General features: G+C 63.0%; 26 protein-coding genes and 2 pseudogenes. 15 read left to right on the forward strand and 13 right to left on the reverse strand.

Annotated elements, in window-relative coordinates:
- The first annotated feature begins 142 nt into the window (after window positions 1-142).
- From groES to A9K65_RS25455, 3 genes and pseudogenes are all read left to right on the forward strand, one after another.
- A complete protein-coding gene (gene groES, locus A9K65_RS25445; RefSeq protein ID WP_006203049.1) occupies window positions 143-439 on the forward strand; it encodes a co-chaperone GroES in 297 nt (98 codons plus the stop codon).
- Between the two features lie 62 nt (window positions 440-501).
- A complete protein-coding gene (groL, locus tag A9K65_RS25450) occupies window positions 502-2,157 on the forward strand; it encodes a chaperonin GroEL (RefSeq protein WP_013532389.1) in 1,656 nt (551 codons plus the stop codon).
- Window positions 2,158-2,381: 224 nt separating this feature from the next.
- Window positions 2,382-2,753 (forward strand): annotated as a pseudogene (locus A9K65_RS25455) (type II toxin-antitoxin system HicB family antitoxin); the annotation flags it as partial.
- A gap of 87 nt (window positions 2,754-2,840) precedes the next feature.
- Here the strand turns inward: A9K65_RS25455 and A9K65_RS25460 are convergent.
- Window positions 2,841-3,476 (reverse strand): TetR/AcrR family transcriptional regulator, encoded by a 636-nt coding sequence (locus A9K65_RS25460; protein ID WP_063171835.1) that lies wholly within the window; start codon window positions 3,474-3,476, stop codon window positions 2,841-2,843.
- 102 nt (window positions 3,477-3,578) lie between these two features.
- Between A9K65_RS25460 and A9K65_RS25465 the strand changes: the two genes are divergently transcribed.
- The 3 genes from A9K65_RS25465 to A9K65_RS25475 are packed head-to-tail and all read left to right on the forward strand — an operon-like array spanning window position 3,579 to window position 5,470.
- A complete protein-coding gene (locus A9K65_RS25465) occupies window positions 3,579-4,586 on the forward strand; it encodes an NAD(P)-dependent alcohol dehydrogenase (protein WP_064994378.1) in 1,008 nt (335 codons plus the stop codon).
- 34 nt (window positions 4,587-4,620) lie between these two features.
- Window positions 4,621-5,067, forward strand: a complete 447-nt coding sequence (locus A9K65_RS25470) for an OsmC family protein (RefSeq protein WP_027163315.1) — start codon at window positions 4,621-4,623, stop codon at window positions 5,065-5,067.
- Between the two features lie 16 nt (window positions 5,068-5,083).
- Window positions 5,084-5,470, forward strand: coding sequence for a nuclear transport factor 2 family protein (locus A9K65_RS25475; protein WP_063171832.1), 387 nt, complete (start codon window positions 5,084-5,086; stop codon window positions 5,468-5,470).
- Between the two features lie 95 nt (window positions 5,471-5,565).
- Here the strand turns inward: A9K65_RS25475 and A9K65_RS25480 are convergent, their stop codons facing one another.
- The 7 genes from A9K65_RS25480 to A9K65_RS25510 form a co-directional block, all read right to left on the reverse strand.
- Window positions 5,566-6,177 (reverse strand): LysE family translocator, encoded by a 612-nt coding sequence (locus A9K65_RS25480; protein ID WP_064994377.1) that lies wholly within the window; start codon window positions 6,175-6,177, stop codon window positions 5,566-5,568.
- Window positions 6,178-6,258: 81 nt separating this feature from the next.
- Entirely contained in the window at window positions 6,259-6,579 is a 321-nt protein-coding gene (locus A9K65_RS25485; protein WP_064994376.1) for a YkgJ family cysteine cluster protein, read from the reverse strand.
- Window positions 6,580-6,634: 55 nt separating this feature from the next.
- Window positions 6,635-6,802: a hypothetical protein gene (locus tag A9K65_RS25490; RefSeq protein ID WP_084015952.1), complete on the reverse strand. Its 168-nt coding sequence runs from the start codon at window positions 6,800-6,802 to the stop codon at window positions 6,635-6,637.
- Between the two features lies 1 nt (window position 6,803).
- Window positions 6,804-7,211 (reverse strand): hypothetical protein, encoded by a 408-nt coding sequence (locus A9K65_RS25495; RefSeq protein WP_013532398.1) that lies wholly within the window; start codon window positions 7,209-7,211, stop codon window positions 6,804-6,806.
- The gene (locus tag A9K65_RS25500) at window positions 7,211-7,438 is read right to left on the reverse strand and encodes a hypothetical protein (protein ID WP_013532399.1); all 228 of its coding nucleotides are present in this window, start codon (window positions 7,436-7,438) and stop codon (window positions 7,211-7,213) included. The genes A9K65_RS25495 and A9K65_RS25500 overlap by 1 nt, the downstream gene beginning before the upstream one ends.
- 359 nt (window positions 7,439-7,797) lie before the next feature.
- Window positions 7,798-8,007 (reverse strand): cold-shock protein, encoded by a 210-nt coding sequence (locus tag A9K65_RS25505; protein WP_010915421.1) that lies wholly within the window; start codon window positions 8,005-8,007, stop codon window positions 7,798-7,800.
- 427 nt (window positions 8,008-8,434) lie between these two features.
- Entirely contained in the window at window positions 8,435-9,088 is a 654-nt protein-coding gene (locus A9K65_RS25510; RefSeq protein WP_064994375.1) for a glutathione S-transferase family protein, read from the reverse strand.
- A 198-nt stretch (window positions 9,089-9,286) separates the two neighbouring features.
- Between A9K65_RS25510 and A9K65_RS25515 the strand changes: the two genes are divergently transcribed.
- Complete coding sequence (locus A9K65_RS25515; protein WP_024505721.1) at window positions 9,287-9,466, forward strand: CsbD family protein; 180 nt, start codon at window positions 9,287-9,289, stop codon at window positions 9,464-9,466.
- 57 nt (window positions 9,467-9,523) lie between these two features.
- On the opposite strand, the gene A9K65_RS25520 is transcribed toward A9K65_RS25515, so the two are convergent.
- Window positions 9,524-10,654 (reverse strand): metallophosphoesterase, encoded by a 1,131-nt coding sequence (locus A9K65_RS25520; RefSeq protein WP_064994383.1) that lies wholly within the window; start codon window positions 10,652-10,654, stop codon window positions 9,524-9,526.
- A 110-nt stretch (window positions 10,655-10,764) separates the two neighbouring features.
- On the opposite strand from A9K65_RS25520, the gene A9K65_RS25525 reads away from it, so the two are divergent.
- Window positions 10,765-11,358 (forward strand): hypothetical protein, encoded by a 594-nt coding sequence (locus A9K65_RS25525; protein WP_024505719.1) that lies wholly within the window; start codon window positions 10,765-10,767, stop codon window positions 11,356-11,358.
- 20 nt (window positions 11,359-11,378) lie between these two features.
- Here the strand turns inward: A9K65_RS25525 and A9K65_RS25530 are convergent, their stop codons facing one another.
- Window positions 11,379-12,005: a TetR/AcrR family transcriptional regulator gene (locus A9K65_RS25530; RefSeq protein WP_245321906.1), complete on the reverse strand. Its 627-nt coding sequence runs from the start codon at window positions 12,003-12,005 to the stop codon at window positions 11,379-11,381.
- A 149-nt stretch (window positions 12,006-12,154) separates the two neighbouring features.
- On the opposite strand from A9K65_RS25530, the gene A9K65_RS25535 reads away from it, so the two are divergent.
- Window positions 12,155-12,940: an NIPSNAP family protein gene (locus A9K65_RS25535; RefSeq protein ID WP_064994373.1), complete on the forward strand. Its 786-nt coding sequence runs from the start codon at window positions 12,155-12,157 to the stop codon at window positions 12,938-12,940.
- An 82-nt stretch (window positions 12,941-13,022) separates the two neighbouring features.
- Here the strand turns inward: A9K65_RS25535 and A9K65_RS25545 are convergent, their stop codons facing one another.
- Together A9K65_RS25545 and choX are read right to left on the reverse strand one after the other, a co-directional pair.
- Window positions 13,023-13,847, reverse strand: a complete 825-nt coding sequence (locus tag A9K65_RS25545; protein ID WP_245321907.1) for an alpha/beta hydrolase — start codon at window positions 13,845-13,847, stop codon at window positions 13,023-13,025.
- Window positions 13,844-14,782: pseudogene (gene choX / locus A9K65_RS25550) on the reverse strand (choline ABC transporter substrate-binding protein). The gene A9K65_RS25545 and the pseudogene choX overlap by 4 nt, the downstream one beginning before the upstream one ends.
- A gap of 81 nt (window positions 14,783-14,863) precedes the next feature.
- On the opposite strand from choX, the gene betI reads away from it, so the two are divergent.
- Complete coding sequence (gene betI / locus A9K65_RS25555) at window positions 14,864-15,502, forward strand: transcriptional regulator BetI (RefSeq protein ID WP_064994372.1); 639 nt, start codon at window positions 14,864-14,866, stop codon at window positions 15,500-15,502.
- 124 nt (window positions 15,503-15,626) lie between these two features.
- Complete coding sequence (locus tag A9K65_RS25560; protein ID WP_064994371.1) at window positions 15,627-16,385, forward strand: glucose 1-dehydrogenase; 759 nt, start codon at window positions 15,627-15,629, stop codon at window positions 16,383-16,385.
- Here A9K65_RS25560 and A9K65_RS25565 read toward each other — a convergent pair.
- The gene (locus A9K65_RS25565; protein WP_064994370.1) at window positions 16,370-17,368 is read right to left on the reverse strand and encodes a LysR family transcriptional regulator; all 999 of its coding nucleotides are present in this window, start codon (window positions 17,366-17,368) and stop codon (window positions 16,370-16,372) included. The genes A9K65_RS25560 and A9K65_RS25565 overlap by 16 nt on opposite strands.
- Window positions 17,369-17,474: 106 nt before the next feature.
- Here A9K65_RS25565 and A9K65_RS25570 point away from each other — a divergent pair, with 106 nt between their 5' ends.
- The 4 genes from A9K65_RS25570 to A9K65_RS25585 all read left to right on the forward strand — a co-directional run bounded on the left by A9K65_RS25570 (window position 17,475) and on the right by A9K65_RS25585 (window position 20,727).
- Window positions 17,475-17,954, forward strand: coding sequence for a cupin domain-containing protein (locus tag A9K65_RS25570; RefSeq protein WP_064994369.1), 480 nt, complete (start codon window positions 17,475-17,477; stop codon window positions 17,952-17,954).
- Window positions 17,955-18,112: 158 nt separating this feature from the next.
- Entirely contained in the window at window positions 18,113-19,510 is a 1,398-nt protein-coding gene (gene fumC / locus A9K65_RS25575; protein WP_024505710.1) for a class II fumarate hydratase, read from the forward strand.
- 235 nt (window positions 19,511-19,745) lie between these two features.
- Window positions 19,746-20,165, forward strand: coding sequence for a DoxX family protein (locus A9K65_RS25580; protein ID WP_013532413.1), 420 nt, complete (start codon window positions 19,746-19,748; stop codon window positions 20,163-20,165).
- A gap of 157 nt (window positions 20,166-20,322) precedes the next feature.
- On the forward strand, window positions 20,323-20,727 hold the full coding sequence (locus A9K65_RS25585) for a DoxX family protein (RefSeq protein WP_064994381.1): 405 nt from the start codon (window positions 20,323-20,325) through the stop codon (window positions 20,725-20,727).
- Window positions 20,728-20,935 lie beyond the last annotated feature (208 nt).

The raw sequence follows: 20,935 nt of genomic DNA on the forward strand, positions 1-20,935 counted from the left end.
GCGCTCCGAGCGCCTTGACTCCGGCGCGCCGCCAGCCTATTTCAGCGCCACGTTAGCACTCGCCTTTGGTGAGTGCTAACCACATGTCCGGCGCCGCCGGATGGAGGAACTGTTTCTCACCGTTCTCATCGAGGAAGAAAAAATGGCAAAGTCGAAGTTCCGCCCGCTTCATGACCGCGTGGTCGTTCGCCGGGTCGAATCCGAATCCAAGACCGCTGGCGGGATCATCATCCCCGACACGGCAAAGGAAAAGCCGCAGGAAGGCGAGATCATCGCTGTCGGCTCCGGCGCTCGTGACGAAGCTGGCAAGCTGGTCCCGCTGGACGTCAAGGCCGGCGACCGCATCCTGTTCGGCAAGTGGTCGGGCACCGAAGTCAAGCTCAATGGCGAAGACCTTCTGATCATGAAGGAATCCGACATCATGGGCATCATCGGCTGATATCAGGCCTTTCCGTCAACTGAATTCCCGGGCTCGATCAAAGCCCCTGCCAGGAGCTAAAAATGGCTGCCAAAGACGTAAAATTCTCCCGTGATGCCCGCGAGCGCATGCTGCGCGGCGTCAACATCCTCGCCGACGCGGTGAAGGTCACGCTCGGCCCCAAGGGCCGCAACGTCGTCATCGACAAGTCGTTCGGCGCCCCGCGCATCACTAAGGACGGCGTCACCGTCGCCAAGGAAATCGAGCTTGAAGACAAGTTCGAGAACATGGGCGCTCAGATGGTCCGCGAAGTTGCTTCGAAGACCAACGACATCGCCGGCGACGGCACCACGACCGCGACCGTTCTGGCGCAGTCGATCGTCCAGGAAGGCCACAAGGCCGTTGCCGCCGGCATGAACCCGATGGACCTGAAGCGCGGCATCGATCTGGCCGTGACCGAAGTCGTCTCGGCGCTCGGCAAGGCTGCCAAGAAGATCAAAACCTCCGAGGAAGTTGCCCAGGTCGGCACGATCTCGGCCAATGGCGACGAGTCGGTCGGCAAGATGATCGCGGAAGCGATGCAGAAGGTCGGCAACGAAGGCGTCATCACGGTTGAGGAAGCCAAGACCGCCGAGACCGAACTCGAAGTCGTCGAAGGCATGCAGTTCGACCGCGGCTATCTCTCGCCCTACTTCGTCACCAACGCCGACAAGATGGTTGCCGAGCTCGAGGACGTCTACATCCTCCTGCACGAGAAGAAGCTGTCCAACCTCCAGGCCATGCTGCCGGTTCTCGAAGCCGTCGTGCAGACCTCGAAGCCGCTGCTCATCATCTCGGAAGACGTCGAAGGCGAGGCTCTGGCCACGCTGGTCGTCAATAAGCTGCGTGGCGGCCTGAAGATCGCCGCCGTCAAGGCGCCGGGCTTCGGCGATCGCCGCAAGGCCATGCTGGAAGACATCGCCATCCTCACCGGTGGCCAGGTCATCTCGGAAGACCTCGGCATCAAGCTCGAGAACGTCGGCCTCAACATGCTCGGCCGCGCCAAGAAGGTGTCGATCTCCAAGGAGAACACCACCATCGTCGACGGCGCCGGCAAGAAGGCGGAGATCCAGGGCCGCGTTGCCCAGATCAAGCAGCAGATCGAAGAGACCACTTCGGACTACGACAAGGAGAAGCTGCAGGAACGTCTGGCGAAGCTCGCGGGCGGCGTTGCGGTGATCCGCGTCGGCGGTGCGACGGAAGTCGAAGTCAAGGAAAAGAAGGACCGCGTCGATGACGCCCTCAACGCGACCCGCGCGGCCGTCGAAGAAGGCATCGTTGCTGGTGGCGGCGTCGCGCTGCTGCGCGCTTCGGCCAACATCAAGGCCACCGGCGTCAATGCCGACCAGGCCGCTGGCATCAACATCGTTCGTCGTGCGCTGCAGGCTCCGGCCCGCCAGATCGCGGCCAACGCCGGTGCGGAAGCATCGATCGTTGCCGGCAAGATCCTTGAGAACAAGGGCGCGACCTTCGGCTACAACGCCCAGACCGGCGACTATGGCGACATGATCGCCATGGGTATCGTCGATCCGGTCAAGGTTGTCCGCACCGCTCTCCAGGACGCGGCCTCGGTCGCCGGCCTGCTCGTCACCACCGAAGCCATGATCGCGGAGGCTCCGAAGAAGGAGTCGGCTGGCGGCGGCATGCCTGGCGGCATGGGCGGCGGCGGCATGGGCGGCATGGGCGGCATGGATTTCTAATCCAGCCAACCTGGCTAAGCTTACGGAAAGGGCGGCAGCGATGCCGCCCTTTTTCGTTCTTTTAGGACGCGTCAGAACGGGTGTTGGCTGTCGTCTACAGGTCGCGTTACAATTCCACATCCGCGTAAGGGATATACCGACAGGAACCGTTCGCGCTTTGTTGAAGCAGGCGGGCCTCCTGAACCAAAAGTGAGAAGCTTGCGTTACATTGCTTTCACAAAGACCCGGATAGCATCTACGGTGTGAGCTTCCCCGACATGCCTGGCTGCATCTCGGCCGGAGTTACGATCGACGAAGCTGTGCGCAACGCCGTCGAGGCGCTGTCGGGCCATGTCCGCATGCTGGAAATGGACGGCGATCCCGTTCCGCCGCCGCGCGACTTCGATGCCATCATGAGCGATCCAGAACTGGCGGAGGATCGCGACGGCGCCATGACGACTGTCATTCCGTTGATCCGTGATCGCGGATCAACGACGCGGATCAACGTATCTTTCGATCTGGGCCTGCTCGAAGCTATCGATGCGACGGCGCGTGAACGTGGACAGACACGCTCGGCCTTCCTTGCTTCAGCTGCTCGCAAAGACATTGTGGATTAGCTGCGCAAAAAGCCCACTGCCTTCGGCTGCATGGCTGGAATACGCTGGGTCTTTGCCGCGTTGACCACATCAGGCGCGGTCGCAACGTTAGGTCCCCGGTGAGGATATCCCGACCGCGGAAATCGCCGCGTCGCGATTGCGGCCTACTCCATCAAGCACCGCGGCTTCGATCAACGCCGCCACCTCATCGGCCACGGCCTGTACCGGGGCGCGGTCGCTTGTGGCGCGGGCGATCACCATCAGCCCTTCCAGTGACGATTCGACCAGTAGTGCCAATGCATGCGCGCGGCGCGCGGGCACCCCTGCCCTGACGAAGGCGTCCCGCAGCAGACCTATCCACTGTTCGAAGGCCGAGCGGCACAACTCCGCCAGTTCCGGCACGTCGGTGGGCGAGTCCAGCACGACAGGCGCGATCGGACAGCCGAGTGAAAACTGGTTGTCTTCCAGCATGCGCCCCACCGACTGGTAGATATGATGGACGGCTACCGCCGGATCCTTTTCGGCGGCCAGCGCTTCGCCCAGCCTCTCCGTCACGTCGGCAACGCTGGCGCGCGTCACCTCGATGACCAATTGGTCCTTGCCGCCGGGAAAATGAAAATACAGCGAGCCCCGCGGTGCGCCGCTGGCGCTCAATATGTCGTTGAGCGAGGTGCCGTGATAGCCGCGCTGCCTGAGCAGCAGCCCAGTCGTCTCGAGTATGCGGGTGCGGGTGTCGTTGGCCATGTCAACCTCTGTCAGTAGGAATCATTATAGGCCTTGCGCAGAATATGACAATCGGTCTACATAATATGTAGATCAGTCTATATATTCCTTGAGGAGAACGAAATGCGCAACTACCGCCTCGAAGGATCCGGGACCGAATCCCTGGTGATGCGCGAGGCGGCGCAGCCAGAGCCGAAACCGCATGAGATCGTGGTGCGCGTTCGCGCCACATCGCTCAACCGACGCGACACGATGATCCTCAACGGCACCTATCCGCTGCCGCCACGCCAAGGCGTCGTTCCGCTGAGCGACGGGGCTGGTGTGGTTGTCGCCGTCGGCGCTGCCGTCACCCGCTTTGCCGTCGGCGACCGTGTCACCGGCAGCTATTTCGCGCGCTGGATCGACGGCCGCATCCATGCCGGGCTCGTCGACCAGCTCGGCTGCACGCTGGACGGCATGCTGGCGGAATATGCGGTTCTCGACGAACAATGGGCGGTGCGGCTGCCCGATCATCTCGACTGGCAAGAGGCCGCAACGCTGACCTGCGCCGGCCTGACCGCCTGGAATGCGGTGACGGGCGCCGGAATTCCGAAGCCCGGCCAATGGGTTCTGGTCATCGGCTCGGGCGGCGTCTCGCTCTTTGCATTGCAGTTCGCCAAGCTGCTCGGCTGCCATGTCGCCGTCGTCACCTCGCGCGGCGAGAAAGCCGACAGGCTGCAGGCGCTGGGCGCCGACCTGGTGATTTCGACACCGGATATGCCGCAATGGGGTGCGGCCGTCCGCGACCAGACCGGCGGCATCGATCTCGTCGTCGAGACCGGTGGCCCGGCGACCTTCGCGCAGTCGCTGATCGCCAGCACGCTTTACGGGCACATCGTGCTCTTGACGCTGCAGGATGCGAAAGGCGGATCGATCCAGCTGCCGGCGGCACTCTACCAGCGCAGCCTCGCCACCATCAGCCGCCTGTTCGTCGGCAGCCGGACCAATCTCGAAGCCATGCTGCGCGCCGTCTCGCAGCACCGCCTGCGGCCCGTCATCGACAAGGTCTTCGCCTTCACCGAGGCCGGCGATGCCTACCGCTTTTTCCAGCAGGGCGACGTCTTCGGGAAGGTGATCATCGACGGCGCCTGACCCATCGAGTCCTCAAACCCAAGGGAGAACGACCATGACAATTCGTGAAGCCTCGGCCAAGTGGCAAGGGACGCTGAAGGAAGGTTCGGGCCGGTTGCGGCTCGGCAGCGGCGTCTTCGAAGGCGCCTATTCCTTCCCGTCGCGTTTCGAGAACGGTCCGGGCACCAACCCGGAAGAACTGATCGCCGCGGCGCATGCAGGCTGCTTCTCGATGGCGCTGAGCGCCATGCTGGGCAACGCCAATCATGTCCCGACAAGCATCAGCACCGTCGCCAAGGTGCATCTTGGCGCAACCGCTGCCGGTCCGACGATCACCCGCATCGAACTCGAAACCGAGGCAGAGGTCGCGGGACTTGCCGAAGATGAATTCGAGCGCCTTGCACAGTCCGCCAAGGCGGGCTGCCTCGTCTCGCGGGCCCTTGGCGGCGTGTCTCAGATCACCCTCAAGGCAACGCTCGTCGAAGCCACCAAAGGTCAATGAAGCCAGGAGAAAGAAGATGACACAGGAGCTTGTCATGGACGCAAACGCGTACGGTCTGTCCCAGCAGACGGCCGAGATCATGCGGCGCTACAACGACGTATTCCAGCGCCATGATCCTTCGGCACTCGCCGAGCTGGTGGCCGACGATTGCGTGATCGAGAACACCGTGCCGGCGCCGGACGGCGCCCGCCATGCCGGCAAGGAAGCGTGCGTCGGGCTTTGGACGGCGATCGCGACCCAGGCCGGCACGCGCTTCGATATCGAGGAAACCTTCGTTGCCGGTGACCGGGCAACGATCCGCTGGCGCTATTTCATGACCGACGGCAATTCGCTGCGCGGCGTCAACCTCATGCGTGTGGCCGATGGGCGGATCGTCGAAGCGATGGGCTATGTGAAGGGGTAGCGCGCCCCGAGCAATGCCCCGAAAGCGCATAACCGCTTTTCGCCCGGAATAGCGCAACAAAGGAGAGCGGATCAGCGAGACTGAACCGCTCCCCGCTACCGATCGGCCAGCGCCAGCTTTGCGCCGAGCATGACGAAGGCGCCGGCGAAGGTCCGGCGCATCCAGGTCAACACCATTGGCCGCGAGACGACATGGCTGCGGATCGAGGCTGCGAAGATGCCGTAGCCGACGAAAACCACGAAGGTCAAAAGCATGAAGACGGAACTCAGTTCCAGCATTTTCGACAGCGCATTGGGCTCGGTGGTGCTGACGAACTGCGGCAGGAAGGCGAAGAAGAAGATCGACAGTTTCGGATTGAGCACGTTGACGAGGATACCGGTGGCAATCACCTTGCCGGCCGAGCGCGGCGTCACATCCTGCCCGACGCTGAGGCCGCCCTTTTCCTTCAGCGTGTTCCAGGCCATGTAGAGCAGGTAGGCGACGCCGAGATATTTCAGCGTCTCGAAGGCGAGCGCACTGGTGTGCAGCAGCGCCGCCAGGCCAGTGATTGCGGCGGCCATGTGCGGGATGATGCCGAGCGTGCAGCCGAAGGCGGCGATGATCGAAGCCCGCGCCCCGCGCGAAAGCCCGGCGCTCAGCGTGTAGAGAACGCCGGTGCCGGGCGAAGCCACGACAATCAGGGACGTCAACAGAAATTCGATGCTCACGATGGTTCCTCCGGCACCCTACCCGGCCAGGAAGGTACCGGGCTGCGGGTCGGCGCACAAGCGGAGGCGACGGGAGATTGGCTACACCGGTAATCCGAGCGCCTGGCGTGCCATCAGACACTCCTCGTCGCCGGGCATGCAGGCGCGACAGACGTCCGGCCGCACGTCGTAGATGCCGCAAGCGGTCGACTTGCCGATCTCGCCGGAGAGCGCCGAGCAGCGCACGCCCTCGCAACGCATGCCTGACAGGTCGGATGCGACATATTTTTCCGGGATACGGTCGAGCTGTGCGTCATCCTCGGTGGAAAAGCGCGGCCACTCGGCCGAATAGGAACAGCAGGCACCGCAGCTTTGGCAATCGAAGGTGCCCTGTTGCGACGGCAAAACGCTTGCGGCGGCCACCAGGGCGGACAGCCCTGGCGCGGCGGGGTTGTGATCGGCGTCTTGCGGCAAGGCGCTATTTCTTCTTGGCCGTCTTGCCCTTCGGCGAATCCGCCGGCGACTTGAACAGGTCGGTCGCCGCCTCGGTGGCATCGCCAGCTTTCGGCGCGGCAACCGGCTTGGCCGGTTTTGCCGCGGCACCCGAGACTGCCGGCTGATCCTTGGAGGAGAATTTTATGGCCATGTCAGTCCTCGTCGGCGAAGCGCGATGATGGGGCGCGCGGATTGCGCAGGCGGCCGATCAGCGCCGAAACGGCCGTGATGTTCATTTCCTCGGGCGACCAGTTTTTCACCGCCTCGATGTGGTGGGCTGCCAGCTCGCGATGCGTGCTGCCGCTGTAGGCGGCGTCCTGATACGTCACCCGCTCATGGGTCTTGGCGTCTTCGCGGACATACTCGATCAGGTAGTTCGGGCATTCGGCGCGGCCGCGCACGCCGACGCGAACCTGGGCATCACCGTGGGCACGCTTGCAGCGTTCGAGCTTTTCCAGCACACGCCGGACGAATTCGACCGGCTTGTCGAGGCCTTCGACCATATCGGCAATGGTTGCGTCGGCGGCGATCGGTGTTGGCGGTACGCGTTTGGTGGCCATCAGCGTCGTCCGGCCCGCTTCGGCAAAGCGGCTAGCGCGGCGGCGGCGGCCATCTCGTCGGCCTCCTTCTCCAGGCGCAATTCGCGCAGACGCGCGGTCTTGGCTTCGCGTGCCTCGCTGACGGCGTCGCGCTCGGAATTGATGCGGTTGAGCGACATCGACTGGGTTTGCGTCTTGCTGAACAGGGACACGGCCTGATCGACGGTTGTCTTTGAACTGGTGGTCAAATCTTTCTCCTGTCAGGAGCCTGTGCCGATGGAGCGAGACCGGGTCTTCGGTCAGGATCACGCACAAAGCAATACGCGCGGCGAATTCAAATTGCTGGAGCGTCCCTTAGCACGTCCAGGCCGGCGCGCAGCGCACTTTCGGCGGCAAGGCGCGGAAAATGAAAAAGGCCAGGCACCGCCTGACCTTCCATGAGAGCGTCGCGCAACCAGATGACATCCAAAAGGATGCACCGCACGGGAACGCCCTGCTTATGCACATGATATGCCGTGGAAACTCAGGTCTCCGCGGCCATGCGCCCGAATTCGCCACTCACCGGTGCCAGTACATCCGTGGTCACCGGGAGAGCAGAATTCGTTTTTCAGGCCGCCTTCAACTGGTCGGCGGACATCTTGCCCGACTTGTTGTCGCGGACCATCTCGTAGCCGAGCTTCTGGCCCTCGACGATGTCACGCATGCCGGCGCGCTCTACGGCCGAGATGTGGACAAAAACGTCGGCCGAGCCGTCGTCAGGCTGAATAAAACCAAAACCTTTGGTGGCGTTGAACCATTTAACTGTGCCGGTGCTCATGACGAACCCTTTCCATGGCAAATATTCGTTCGACGCCATGCGGATGCACAACGTCGTTTGTCCCGATTTTTGATGTGGGAAGTTCGTCAAAGGCGCGCTCGAAAGCGCGGATAACAAAAGTCAGTCAAACAAATATCGACGATTTGCTTGTAGGCTTCTTTTGGCGCGCTGTCAAATTTGCATAAAGCCACAGATGCGGATTTCTCCCAAAACACCAGGCTAAACCAGCTGGCATGACGGCAAACCGGGCGCCAAACAGCGCGCTTGCGCCAAGTTGAAAAAATTTTCTGGCATCCAGGAACCATCCGCGCAAAGGCGCATTTATGCCTTGTCGTCAGCAGTTCGTGAGAGCAATCGAAAGAACGGTTGATGGCAAAGACGCCCCCCGCACGATAAAAGGTGCGAGGGGCGTTTTCGTTGGATCCGGCTATTCGTCCGGCCCGGGTTCCGGCCACCTCTCCTTGGCCGCCTCGGCATACCAGTGCCGCATCGCCGGCGTTGCCAGCACGGCGTCGAGATAGGCGCGCGTATCCGGCGCAAGCGTGCCGCCATAGGTGTCGAAACGGGTGACGACAGGCGCATACATGGCGTCGGCCGCGGTGAAATGGCCAAACAGGAACGGGCCGCCCCTGCCGTATTTTTCCCGGCACTCGCGCCACAGCGCCTCGATGCGGGCGCGTTGCGCCTCGCCCTCGGCGTCGAGCGGCTTGTGGCCCTTCGGCCGGCGCAAATTCATCGGCCAGCCATAGCGGACCTCGCGAAAGCCGGAATGCATCTCGCTCGCGGCCGAACGCGCCAGCGCGCGGGCGTCGATATCGGCCGGCCAGAGCTTTTTCTCGGGAAACAGGTCGGCGAGATATTCAAGGATAGCAAGGGTTTCCCAGACGATCTTGCCATTGTGACTCAGCACCGGCACCTGACCGGTCGGCGACACTTTCGCCAGATTGGCAAAGGTTTCAGGTGTGCGCAGCCGCACGAAACCTTCCTCGAACGGGATCTCCAGATGCCTCATCGCCAGCCATGGCCGCAACGACCATGAGGAGAAACACTTGTTGCCGATATAGAGCGTGAATTCAGCCATTTTTCTCCCCGCATGCACGGCCATCCAAATTCCATGGTCGACACGTGTTCGCAGCCTAGCCCACCAGCCTTGCCCCAGGGCGGCGGCCGCGCGACCTGATCTGCCGTCCGGGCGACGCCTGGAACCTAACCGACGCCGGCTCGTTAGCTACCGCAAATGAATTCCTCCGAATTCAGAACCCCAGGAGATGCGCAAAAAATGGTGAACAAGGATCAGGTTGCGGGCGTGGCCAAGCAGGTCAAGGGCTCGGTCAAGGAAGCCGCGGGCAAGGCGACCGGCAACAGGCAGACCCAGGCCGAAGGCACGGGCGACCGGACCGCCGGTAAGGTGCAGAAGGCCTATGGCGACGTCAAGGACAAGGTCAAGAAGGCGCTCTGATCCGACATCGGCAAACGCGCTTTATCGAGGGAAAGGCGGTCGCGAAGGCCGCCTTTTTTAGGTGCTCCAGCCCTTGCTGAAAGCATTGGTGAAGGCGACCTCGCCGTGATCGCCGGCCGCCTCGCCCAGCACCACGTCCATGCCGTCGCTGGTCACCCTGGCCAGCGCGAAACCGCCCATATAGGCAGCCTTCGGCTTGAACAGGTCGATCCCGTCCCTGCGATAGATCAGCGGCGTTTCGTGCTGGTGGCCATGGAAAATGCCGACGACATTGTAGCCCTTCAGCGCCGCCAGCAACGCCTGCCGGTCGGCCTCGCTCCACCAATGCGGCGCACCACTGCCGTCATCATCGAAGTGCCGCTTGGCGGCATCCCAACGTTCCACCGAGAAAGTGTCCCAGCCATAGTGCTGGAACAGGATGACCGGACGGCCGTCCGCCGCATAGGTCCCCAGATCCTGCTTCAGCCATGGCAGGCTGCTCTCGGCGCCGTGGCCGGTATCGCCGGCGAAACGATGCGTCTGGATCAGATGCAGGCCGCCCCAGTCCCAAGAGTAACAGTCGGTGTCGACATCATAGTCGGTGGCCGGCACCGGCGGCTTGAAGAACACGCCGGCGCGATGGTTGACCTCGACATAGTCGCGCAGTTCGCGCCGATACCAGTCGACATGGTGCGGCGGGCCGTTCTGGTCGAGATCATGGTTGCCGAGCCCGATATAAACCGGCATGTGCACGCGATCGGGACCGACGCCCTGGCTGTAGCGCTGGCTGAACTGGAGCAGTTGGGTGCCCTCGCTCGGCTGCGTGATCTGGCCGCCGCCATCGTCGGTGATGTCGCCGCCGACGACAAGGCCGAGCGGCGTGCCTATCCTGCCGGCCGAACGCAGGCCGGTGGCGACGCCATTGATCTCAGTTGGCCAGTCCTTGTCGCCAAGCGCATTCAGCGCCGCCACGTTGCGCAGCAGCGCGGCGTCGGTCTTGCCTTCCTGCAGGCAGTTGGGGCTCAAGCCGCTCGCCATGCGGCAGGCATGGACATCGGCGATGAACAGGAAGGTGGCGTCGATCGACTGGACGCGTTGCCCGGTCTGGCTGAAGGCCGGGCGCGACAAGGCGCCGGCCGCGGCAAATCCTGCAGCCTGCGCCAGGAAGTTGCGTCGGGAAAGCGATGCAGTCGAACGGCGATTCATCATACGCTGATTCAGCATGGACAGCGGCCGGTCGTCCAGCGCCTCTGCGCCATCATCGACATGACGCCACGGGTCTGGCATGTCTCGCTTGCGCAAGCGGAGGAGGACGAAAAATGAAAGCCGCACCTATCTGCATGATCCTGGCCGCGATGTTGTGCGCGAGCACTGCGCATGCGGCCGGTTGCGTCGACGTCAAGTCCGCCAGGAAGGGTTTCGTTCTGGCGAGACCCGGCATCCAGAGCGAATTTCGGCCCGTGGCTGGCGGGATGATGTCGGTTGTCAACACCTACGAATCGCAATCGCCTCAAACCCAGTATCTGTTCGCCGGCCTGATCGAGGTGTTTCGCGACAGCGACACCGGTCGCCAGGCGATGATCCCGTTTTCCGATCTGCGAAAACTGTTTCCACTGAAGGCGGGGACAAAGGCCGCGATAGAGTTCGTCGAGTTGTCGCCGAACAAGCCGCCGAAGGGCACCAAGACGCTGAGCCTGGTCGTGAAGGGCAAGGAGACATTCAGCCTGGGCGAGTGCAAATACAATGTCTTGGCGGTCAAGGAGACCTTCAAGAACGGTGCCGGCGAGACGCTGGATTCATTTACCGCCCTCTATGCGCCAGATCTGCAGGCAGCGCTCGCCCGGCGCTACGATGAAGGCACCAGTTCGGAATCCGTCAACGGCTACGAGACGATCAAGCCGCTGGCCGAGTAGCTGAACCAGAGCACGGCGAGTCAAGGGGTTCCCGGCCGTGGCAGTATCCTGTTGCGTCGCCTGGCCGCCAATGCGCCCTGCGATGGCGACGGCGCGCTTCGCTCAAGTCCCGCCAGACAATCCCGCAGCACGCTTGCATCCTGCGCCGTCTTGGCCATCGACATCGCCCCGGAATAGGCGGCGACCGCCAGCGCGGCAAAGCGCTCGGGATCCGTGCCCTCTTCCCTGCCCGCCTGCTGGTCGGCTCGCAGCTTGTCGGAAATCGCCCGCCGCCACCCGGCAAAAATACCGGCAAGGGCAATGCGAAAATCGGGATCGGCAAGCGACAGTTCGTGCGCCAGATTGTTGAGCGGGCAGCCGCGCACGAAACCCTGCTGCTCCAGTTCCGCCGCCACGGCCTCGAACACCGCGCGCACGCCTTCGCGGGCCGACGCCGCCGCCAGCACCGGCGCGATCCATGTCTCTTCGACCGCTGCCGCCACACGCTCGTCGATCACCGCCAGCGCCAGCGCCTTCTTGGTCGGAAAGTGGTGATGCAGCGCGCCGCCGCTGACATCAGCCGCCGCCATCAGGTCGCCGATGCTGGAGGCGTGATAGCCGCGCGTCTGGAACGCGTCCTCGGCGACATCGAGCACTTTCTTGCGCATGCCCTCAGGGTCGTTGATGCGTTTTCCCGGGCGCGGTTTTGGTTGAGCGATCATCTCTGCTGACATTGCCGGACATTAGCATATTGACAAAACAGGACAACCGGTCTGTTTTACAAACAGGACAATCACCCTGTTTTGGAGAATGCCGGATGAACCTGCCCCAGAACGTCGCGACGAAACCCTCGGCGCTCGCCTCGCCTGTCGTCGAGCTGCGGCAATACACGCTGAAACCCGGCCGGCGCGACACGCTCATCGACATCTTCGACAGCAGGCTGATCGAGGGCCAGGAGGCCGCCGGCATGACCATCATCGGCCAGTTCCGGGATCTCGATCGGCCTGACATGTTCGTCTGGATGCGCGGCTTCGACAGCATGGATGCGCGGAAAGATGCTCTTGCCGCTTTCTATGGCGGGCCGGTCTGGGCGGCGCACCGCGATGCGGCCAACGCGACGATGATCGATTCCGACGATGTGCTGCTGCTCAAGCCGGCGTGGCCGGGCGCCGGCTTCGACCTCGCGGGGGCGCAGCGGCCAAACCTGGCCGGCGACGAAAAGCCCATTCGAAACAGGCCGCTGACCGGCATCGTTGTCATCGAGATTCATCATTTGCAGCCCGGCACGGAGGCAGATTTCACCACCCGCTTCGAGATTGAGACGGCGTGCCTGATGACGGCCGACGCACGCCTGCTCGCCGCGTTCGTGACCGAGCCTGCCGAAAACAGTTTTCCGCGCCTGCCGGTACGGGCTGACGAAAACGTCTTCATCAGCGTCATGGGTTTTGCCAGCACAGAAGCGCATGCCCGCCACAAGGCCGCGCTTGCCGCCTCGCCGGCATGGCAGGATTTTTGGCGGGCCGCGCAACCCGGCCTGACCAAACCCACGGAGACCTTGCGGCTGTCGCCGACATCGCAATCACTGGTCGGGATCTATTCCTAAAGCGCGTCGACGCGCTTAGGAATAGATCCTTTTTTGTGCATGTCGTTCTCCCAAAACCGGGGCCACTTTTGGGCGACATGCATCAGACTTCAAATGGCTCGACGATGGTCTTGGCGACAAGGGCCGGGTCTTCCCAATGCGGGTTGTGGCCACAGCTCTCGGCCCGGACGAAGACGGCTCCGGCAAGAGCGGATTGCAACGCCTGCTGGTGCGCCTCGCCGAACAGCGGGTCGCAGGCGCCGGCGATGATCAGCGTCCGGGCCTGCACGGCCCGCGCCGCATCGCTCAGATCGGCGCGGCGGATTTCCTCGAGAATCGCGCGCCAGCGCGGCGTCGGCATCGCCGAGGCCTCTTGCGCTAGGCTGGCGAGAAAGGCTGGAGGCACGTCGGGACTGCAGGCATGCCACCAGGCGTAGAACGGATCGGCCGGCGATATCGGGTCGCGCAGCGCCTCGACGCCCGCGACCAGCGGATGATCCGGCGCGAAATCGGGCTTTAGCGTGCCGGCCAGCACCACCAGCCCGCCAATCAGCTCCCTGTGTCGCCCTGCCAATGCGATGGCCACCATGGCGCCCAGCGAATGGCCGACGACGAGCGGCCGGTCGAGCCGCAAGCGTAGGATCAGCCCGGCAATATCGTCGGCGAAATCGGCTATGCCGCAGCCTTTGCCGGCCTGCGAGGCGCCGTGGCCGCGCAGATCCGGCATGATCAGACGGCGGCCGGCCAGATAGGGCGCCAGAAGCGAAAAGCTGCGGCTGGTGTCGGTGAAGCCGTGCACCAACAGCAGTGCCGGCTCGGCGCCTGTTATCTCGACATAGGCGATGTCGAGATTGCCGACAGTGACGAACTGCTTGCGGCCGGCCCAGCCGTCCTGGTTCGCGCAGGCATTCAGCACCGCCGCCCTCACAGGCCGAGCTTTTCCTTGACCGCGGCAAGGCCGGGTTGGCCGTCGAAGGTGGTGACACCGGCGAGCCAGGCATCGAGACGGCTCTTGTTGGCCGTGATTGCCTTCAGCGCGCCGTCCTCCGGCTTCATGCCGTCATTGATCAGATAACCCATGCCGACATTCTCGAAATCGATGTCGAAGGCGAGGTTTTTCAAGAACTGTGCGACGTTCGGGCATTGCTGCAGATAGCCCTTGCGCACCTGCGTCGTCACCGTCGCGGCGCCGAAATTCGGGCCGAAGAACTTGTCGCCGCCGGTCAGATATTTGAAGTCGTACATCGTGTTCATCGGGTGCGGCGCCCAGCCCTGGAAGACGATGAACTGCTTCTCCTTGATCTCGTAGCCGACCTCGGAAAGCATGCCGGCTTCGCTCGATTCGACCACCTACCAGCCGTCCAGGCCAAAGGCGGGATCGGCGATAGCGTCCATCATCAACTGGTTTGAACCGGGCTCGATGCCGTACATTTTCTTGCCGAATTTGTCGGCGAATTTGTGCAGGTCGGAAATGCCCTTGACGCCGGCTTCCCAGACATAGGTCGGCACGGCGAATGTGTATTTGGCGCCTACGAGATTGACGCGCACATTCTCGACCGAGCCGTCCTTCTTGTAGGGCTCGTAATAGGTGACCATGGCCGGGTCCCAGTAGCCGAGGAACAGGTCGAGGTCCCTGTTTTTCATGCCCTCATAGATGACATTGATGCCGAGCACCTGGCTTTGCGGCTGATAGCCGAGCGCCTCCAACAAGACGTTGGCGACCCCTGTGGTGAAGGCAAGGTCGTTCCAGCCGGGTTCGGCCATGCGGACCGTCTTGCACTCTTCGGCCTCGGCCGCCTGGGCCGCATGAGTGGCCAACATGAAGCCGGCAAGGCAGACGCCATTTGCAAGGATGCGCAACATTTCGGTTCTCCTCGACCGTAAAATTGACCAATCGGTCTTTTTGTTGTCCCATGGGTCAATTCTTGATCTGAACGGACGAAGATGTCAACGTGGATTCGACATGCATGGACCGATCCCGTGAAACTCAAGCGTCTCAGTGAGATCCGCCGCAAGGAATTGCGGCAGGCGGCCTTCGCGGTGCTGGAGCGCGAGGGTATTGCCGGCGCGACACTGGAAAAGGTGGCGGCGCAGGCCGGTGCCTCCAAGGGCATCGTGCTGCACTATTTCCGCAACAAGCAGGAATTGTTCGAGCACGCGATGCGTGAGGCAAACGCCGTCCTGTGCCAGGCGGTGATCGCGCGGCTTCGCCGGGCGCAGACGCCGATGGAGCGCATGGATGCGGTGATCGAGGGCAATTTCGAGGAGCATCTGTTCCAGCCGCCTCTCTGCCATGCCTGGCTGTCGCTCTGCGCCGAGGTGCCGCGCGACGAGAAGATGGCTCGTATCCAGAGGGTGATCCATGCGCGCATGCGCTCGAACCTGTTGTCGGGCCTGCGCGGCCTCGCCTCGCCCGGAGATGCCGACGACATCGCGCTTGGCGTCACCGCGCTGATCGACGGGCTTTGGTTGCGGCTCGGCCTGCAGCCGGGCAGTGTGTCGCGCGAACAGGCTGTCCGCCAGGTCAAGAATTATGTCGCGGGACGGCTGGCTTTGGGGGAGCTTGCGACCGCCGGCGCTTAAAACCAGCCTCGGCCGGCCTGCCGGGTGGCGGCGGTCGAAGTTCATACCGTGGGATAGGCTGACGGCTTGACCTTGGCCGCCACTATACGGTGCTCTCGACGACGCAGAAATCTCGGAGCATCCGATGAGACTTCACAACAAGCGCGCGCTGGTTACCGGCGGGTCGGACGGTATCGGCCTGGCGATCGCCGAGGCCTTTTTGCGCGAGGGCGCGGACGTCCTAATCGTCGGCCGCGACACCAAGAAGCTCGACGCCGCCCATAAGCACCTCGGCGGCACTATCGAGACGCTGTCGGCCGATCTTGCCACCTCGGCCGGCATCGCGGCCGTCGTCGAGAATGTGAAAAAATCGGGCAGGCCGCTCGATATCCTCGTCAACAATGCCGGGGTGGCTTTCCTGGTGCCGTTCGAGACCGTCAGCGAGGCGCAGTTCCAGCAATCCTTCGCGCTCAATGTGACGGCGGTGTTCTTCCTCACCCAGGGTCTGCTGCCGCATCTGGCGGCCGGCGCGTCGGTGATCAACATCTCGTCCTATTTCGCCAACAAGATGATCCCGAAGCGGCCGTCGAGCCTCTATTCCCTGTCAAAGGGCGCGTTGAACTCGCTGACCAAATCGCTGGCCTTCGAACTCGGCCCGCGCGGCATCCGCGTCAACGCCATCGCGCCCGGCACGGTCGACACCGCCATGCGACGCAAGACCGTCGACAATTTGCCGGCCGAGGCAAAGGCCGAGCTGAAAGCCTATGTCGAGCGCAGCTATCCGCTTGGCAGAATCGGCCGCCCCGACGATCTGGCGGGCATCGCAGTGTACCTCGCTAGCGACGAGGCGGCCTGGACCAGCGGCGGGGTCTTCTCCGTCGACGGTGGTTATACCGCGGGCTGATCCGTCCGGGCGCCACGCCAAGCGCCGACATTTTCAGCGACGCCACTTTCTACAAATCCAAGTACGCCTACCGCCTCCAGGACCTGATCGCGAACCCAGCGATGGGGTGACTCGTCGTCGTGGCGCGCGTGCCAGTACATCCTGATTTCCGGAACAGCAATGGGAAGCGGCGGTTCAAAGATGACGAGCGGCAGGGTCTCGGCCGCCCAAACCGCGAACTGCCTGGGCACCGCCGACAGGTGGTTTCCATTTGCCACGGCTAATGCGACAGCCTGAAAGTGCGGCAGGGTCAGGCTTACACGGCGCGTCCGCCCGATCTTGCGGAGCGCCTCGTCGGTGGAGCCCGACATCGACCCGTCGATAGAACGAAGAATATGGGGCAGCTCGCAGAAGAGGTCGATCGGCAGAGTCTTGCCTTCCATGATTCCCGCCTGCCTGATCGCAGCGTTGTCCTGCGCGGCGATGATGGCGAATGGTGAATGGAACAGAGGCGTGCTTGAGACCCAGTCGGAGACCTCCAGCGGACGCTCGAGCGCTACGTCGATTTCATCGTCCTGGAGCAGCCGCGAGACATCGCCGCGCGCGCTATCGAGAAACCTTAGCGACGCGCGCGGCGCGGCGCCAGCGATGCGTGCCGCCAGCGCTGGCATCAGCATCATGGAAAAGAAATCCGCCCCCATGAACGTGAAGGTTCGCTCCAGTTCCGCCGGATCGAACGCCTTGGCCGAATGGAAGACGCGTTCGATCTCGCGAAGCGCCACGCGCAACGGCTCGGCCATGCTCTCGGCGCGCGGTGTCGGCATCATGTCATTGCCCCGTCGCACGAACAGCTGGTCGTTGAGGAGATGTCGCAAGCGATTGAGCGCAGCGCTGACGGCAGGTTGGCTGAGGCCGATCTGCTCGCCGGCACGCGTAACGCTTCTCTCCCGCAGAAGGGCGTCGAACACCTTGATGAGATTGAGGTCGAGCGCGTTCAAATTCATCGCATCAATTCGCCCCATACGATCATTCGATTTCCGTTGTCGGCGTATCCCTGGCTAGATCGTCATGGGCCCAGCAGGCACAGGCAACAGAAGGATCAGACACGCCATGACAATGACCCCCGGCACGATCACAGGCAAGGAACTCTTCTGGTTCAACAACACGCTCGTCGCGATCCACGTCTCGTCGATGGCAGGAGAGGACGGCACCTGCGTCGTCGAGCATCACATGCCCTATGGCGACTCGCCGCCGCTGCATGTGCATCGCAGGGAAGACGAAGTGTTTCACATCCTGGAGGGGAGATTGCGCTTTCAGATCGACGGCCACGAACGCATTGCGGACGCCGGCGAAACCGTCATCGCACCGAAAGGCCTGCCGCACACCTACCGGGTCGAATCCCCGGAAGGTGCGCGCGCCCTCACCATCACGCGCGGTTTGGATTTTGAGACGATGCTGCGTCAGGCGAGCCGTCCCGCCGAACAGCCCGAACTGCCGCCGCTGATGGAACCAACACCGGAAATCATCGCGGCACTGGTGCAGCTTTGCGCAAAAAACGGCATCGACATTGTCGGTCCGCCGCTGGGGTGAGAGGCCGAAACTGCGCAGCCCTTCCCTTCTCCCCTTTGTGGGAGAAGGAGAGACGCGCCGCGCCTTCAACCGATTTGCATCCTCGCCGCCCGCATTCTCCGCTTGAAGCCGTTTGTGCAACGCGATACGCCGTTGCCGACTTCGACAAGGAGAGACCCGTGACCGCTGCAAAGACCAGAACCGAAACCGACACGTTCGGTCCCATCGAAGTCGCCGCCGACCGGTATTGGGGCGCGCAGGCGCAGCGTTCGCTCGGCAATTTCAAGATCGGCTGGGAAAAGCAGCCGGCGTCGATCGTGCGCGCATTGGGCATCGTCAAGCGGGCGGCGGCCGAAGCCAACATGGAGCTCAAGCGGCTCGATCCTGCGATCGGCAAGACGATTGTCGAGGCGGCGCAAGAGGTCATCGACGGCAAGCTCGATGAGCATTTCCCGCTGGTGGTCTGGCAGACCGGTTCGGGCACCCAGTCCAACATGAACGCCAATGAGGTGATCTCCAACCGGGCGATTGAGATGCTGGGCGGTGTCATGGGCTCCAAGAAGCCGGTGCATCCCAACGATCACGTCAATATGAGCCAATCGTCGAACGACACCTATCCGACAGCCATGCACATCGCCTGCGCCGAACGCATCGTGCACGATCTGTTGCCGGCACTGAAGCACCTGCACAAGGCACTCGCCGCCAAGAGCAGAGAGTTCAATCACATCATCAAGATCGGCCGCACGCACACGCAGGATGCCACCCCCCTTACGCTTGGCCAGGAATTTTCGGGCTATGCCGCGCAGGTCGCTTCGTCGATCAAGCGCATCGAGCTGACGTTGCCCGGCTTGCAGGAACTGGCGCAGGGCGGCACCGCCGTCGGCACCGGCCTCAACGCGCCGGTCGGCTTCGCCGAAAGGGTCGCGGATCGCATCGCCTCCATCACCGGCATCGCCTTCGTCACCGCGCCGAACAAGTTCGAGGCGCTGGCGGCCCATGATTCCATGGTGTTTTCGCACGGCGCCATCAACGCGGCGGCCGCCGCGCTATTCAAGATCGCCAACGACATCCGCTTCCTCGGCTCAGGCCCGCGCTCGGGCCTCGGCGAACTGTCGCTGCCGGAAAACGAACCGGGCTCGTCGATCATGCCGGGCAAGGTCAACCCGACCCAGTGCGAGGCGCTGACGCAGGTCTGCGTACAGGTGTTCGGCAACAATGCGGCGCTCACCTTCGCCGGCAGCCAGGGTCATTTCGAGCTCAATGTCTACAATCCGCTGATGGCCTACAACTTCCTGCAGTCGGTGCAGTTGCTCTGCGACGCCTCGGTCTCCTTCACCGACAATTGCGTCGTCGGCATCGAGGCCCGCGAAGACAACATCAAGGCGGCACTCGACCGCTCGCTGATGCTGGTGACGGCGCTGGCGCCGACCATCGGCTACGACAATGCCGCCAAGATCGCCAAGACCGCGCACAAGAAGGGCACCACTTTGCGCGAGGAAGCGCTCGCCACCGGGCTGGTCAGCGAAGCCGATTACGACCGGCTGGTGCGGCCGGAGGATATGACGCATCCGGGGTAGGCAATTCCAGGAAAAGTGTCTGCGGTTTTCGGTCCGGAATTGCGTCAACCAAAAGCCCGGTATTTCGTGAGGGGAGAATTTACTCCCGTCACGACCTCACCCGAAGCGAATTTTGCGCAGGCCGCCCGATCACGGAAACGTAAGTACTGTGAACAATGTGTCGCCAGTCTGGTGGCTTTGGTGAACAGTCGGTTTGCTCTATCTCCCCGGCATCAACCCATCCCGGAGAGCCACCATGTCCACCAACATTTCAGTCGCCGGTTCCGGCGCATCCAATGCCTCGACCACCATCCTCCTCGGCCGCGTCCTGCTCGCGGTCATCTTCCTGCTTTCAGGTTTCGGCAAGCTCACCGCCATTAGCGGAACAGCGGGCTATTTCGGCAGCCTCGGCCTGCCCTTGCCGACCGTAACGGCCACCGTCGTCGGCCTGATCGAGCTTCTCGGCGGCCTCGCCATCCTCGTCGGCTTCAAGACCCGGATTGTCGCCTGGGTGCTGGCGGTCTTCACGGTCGCTACCGGTTTGGTCGCCCATACCGGTTGGGCCGACCAGATGCAGATGATCCAGTTTCTCAAGAACCTCGCCATTGCGGGCGGCTTCCTCGTGCTGGCTTCCTCGGGCGCCGGTGCCTATTCGATCGACGCCAAGCGCGGCTGAGCCAAGACCCGGCAATAGCCGAACAAGAAAGCGGCGCGGAATTTTCCGCGCCGCTTTTTCGTTGTTGGTGCATGACCGCCGATCTGTCGGCCGGAGTTTCTGATAGGATCGGGGCTATCGGGACGAGGCCGGCCGGCGGCCGACAACGGAGGTGAACATGCCCCGCAACGCGCTGCTCCTGCTCTCCCGGCTGCTGCTCGCCGCCCTGTTCGTGCCTTCCGGTTTCCATGCATTGAGCGACATCGCCGGCACCACAGGCTATTTCGCCGGCCTCGGCCTGCCGCTGCCGACACTTGCTGCCTGGGGCACGGGACTGTTCGAACTGATCGCCGGGCTGCTCATCCTGGTCGGTTTCCAGACCCAGATCATAGCGCTTCTGCTCGCTGCCTTCTGTATCGTCGCCGGCTTCATCGGCCATTATGGCCAGGGCGGCGGCGACGCGATGCTCGCCTTCCTGCACCAGCAGATGCTAATGAAAGACATTGCGATATCAGGTGGGTTTGTAGCGCTGGCGATGGCCGGCGCCGGCGCATGGTCGATCGACGGGCGCGGCGCGGTTTGATATTTTTGCGTAGATGGGCCCGAGCTGATCAACCCCACTCCGTCTCGGCTTCGCCGAGCCACCTCGCCCCCGATCGACGGGGTAGAGGAAGGCCGCGAGCCTGTTGCCGCCAACGCTCTTCCAACAAGGCTCCCTTCCTTTCCCTCCGGAGCGGGAAAGGTGGCGCTGCAAAGCAGCGACGGATTGGGGGAAGCCGGTCGTCAAACGC

Origin of the sequence: Mesorhizobium sp. WSM1497 (genome assembly GCF_001672455.2) — a bacterium.
GTDB classification, from domain to species: Bacteria; Pseudomonadota; Alphaproteobacteria; order Rhizobiales; family Rhizobiaceae; genus Mesorhizobium; species Mesorhizobium ciceri.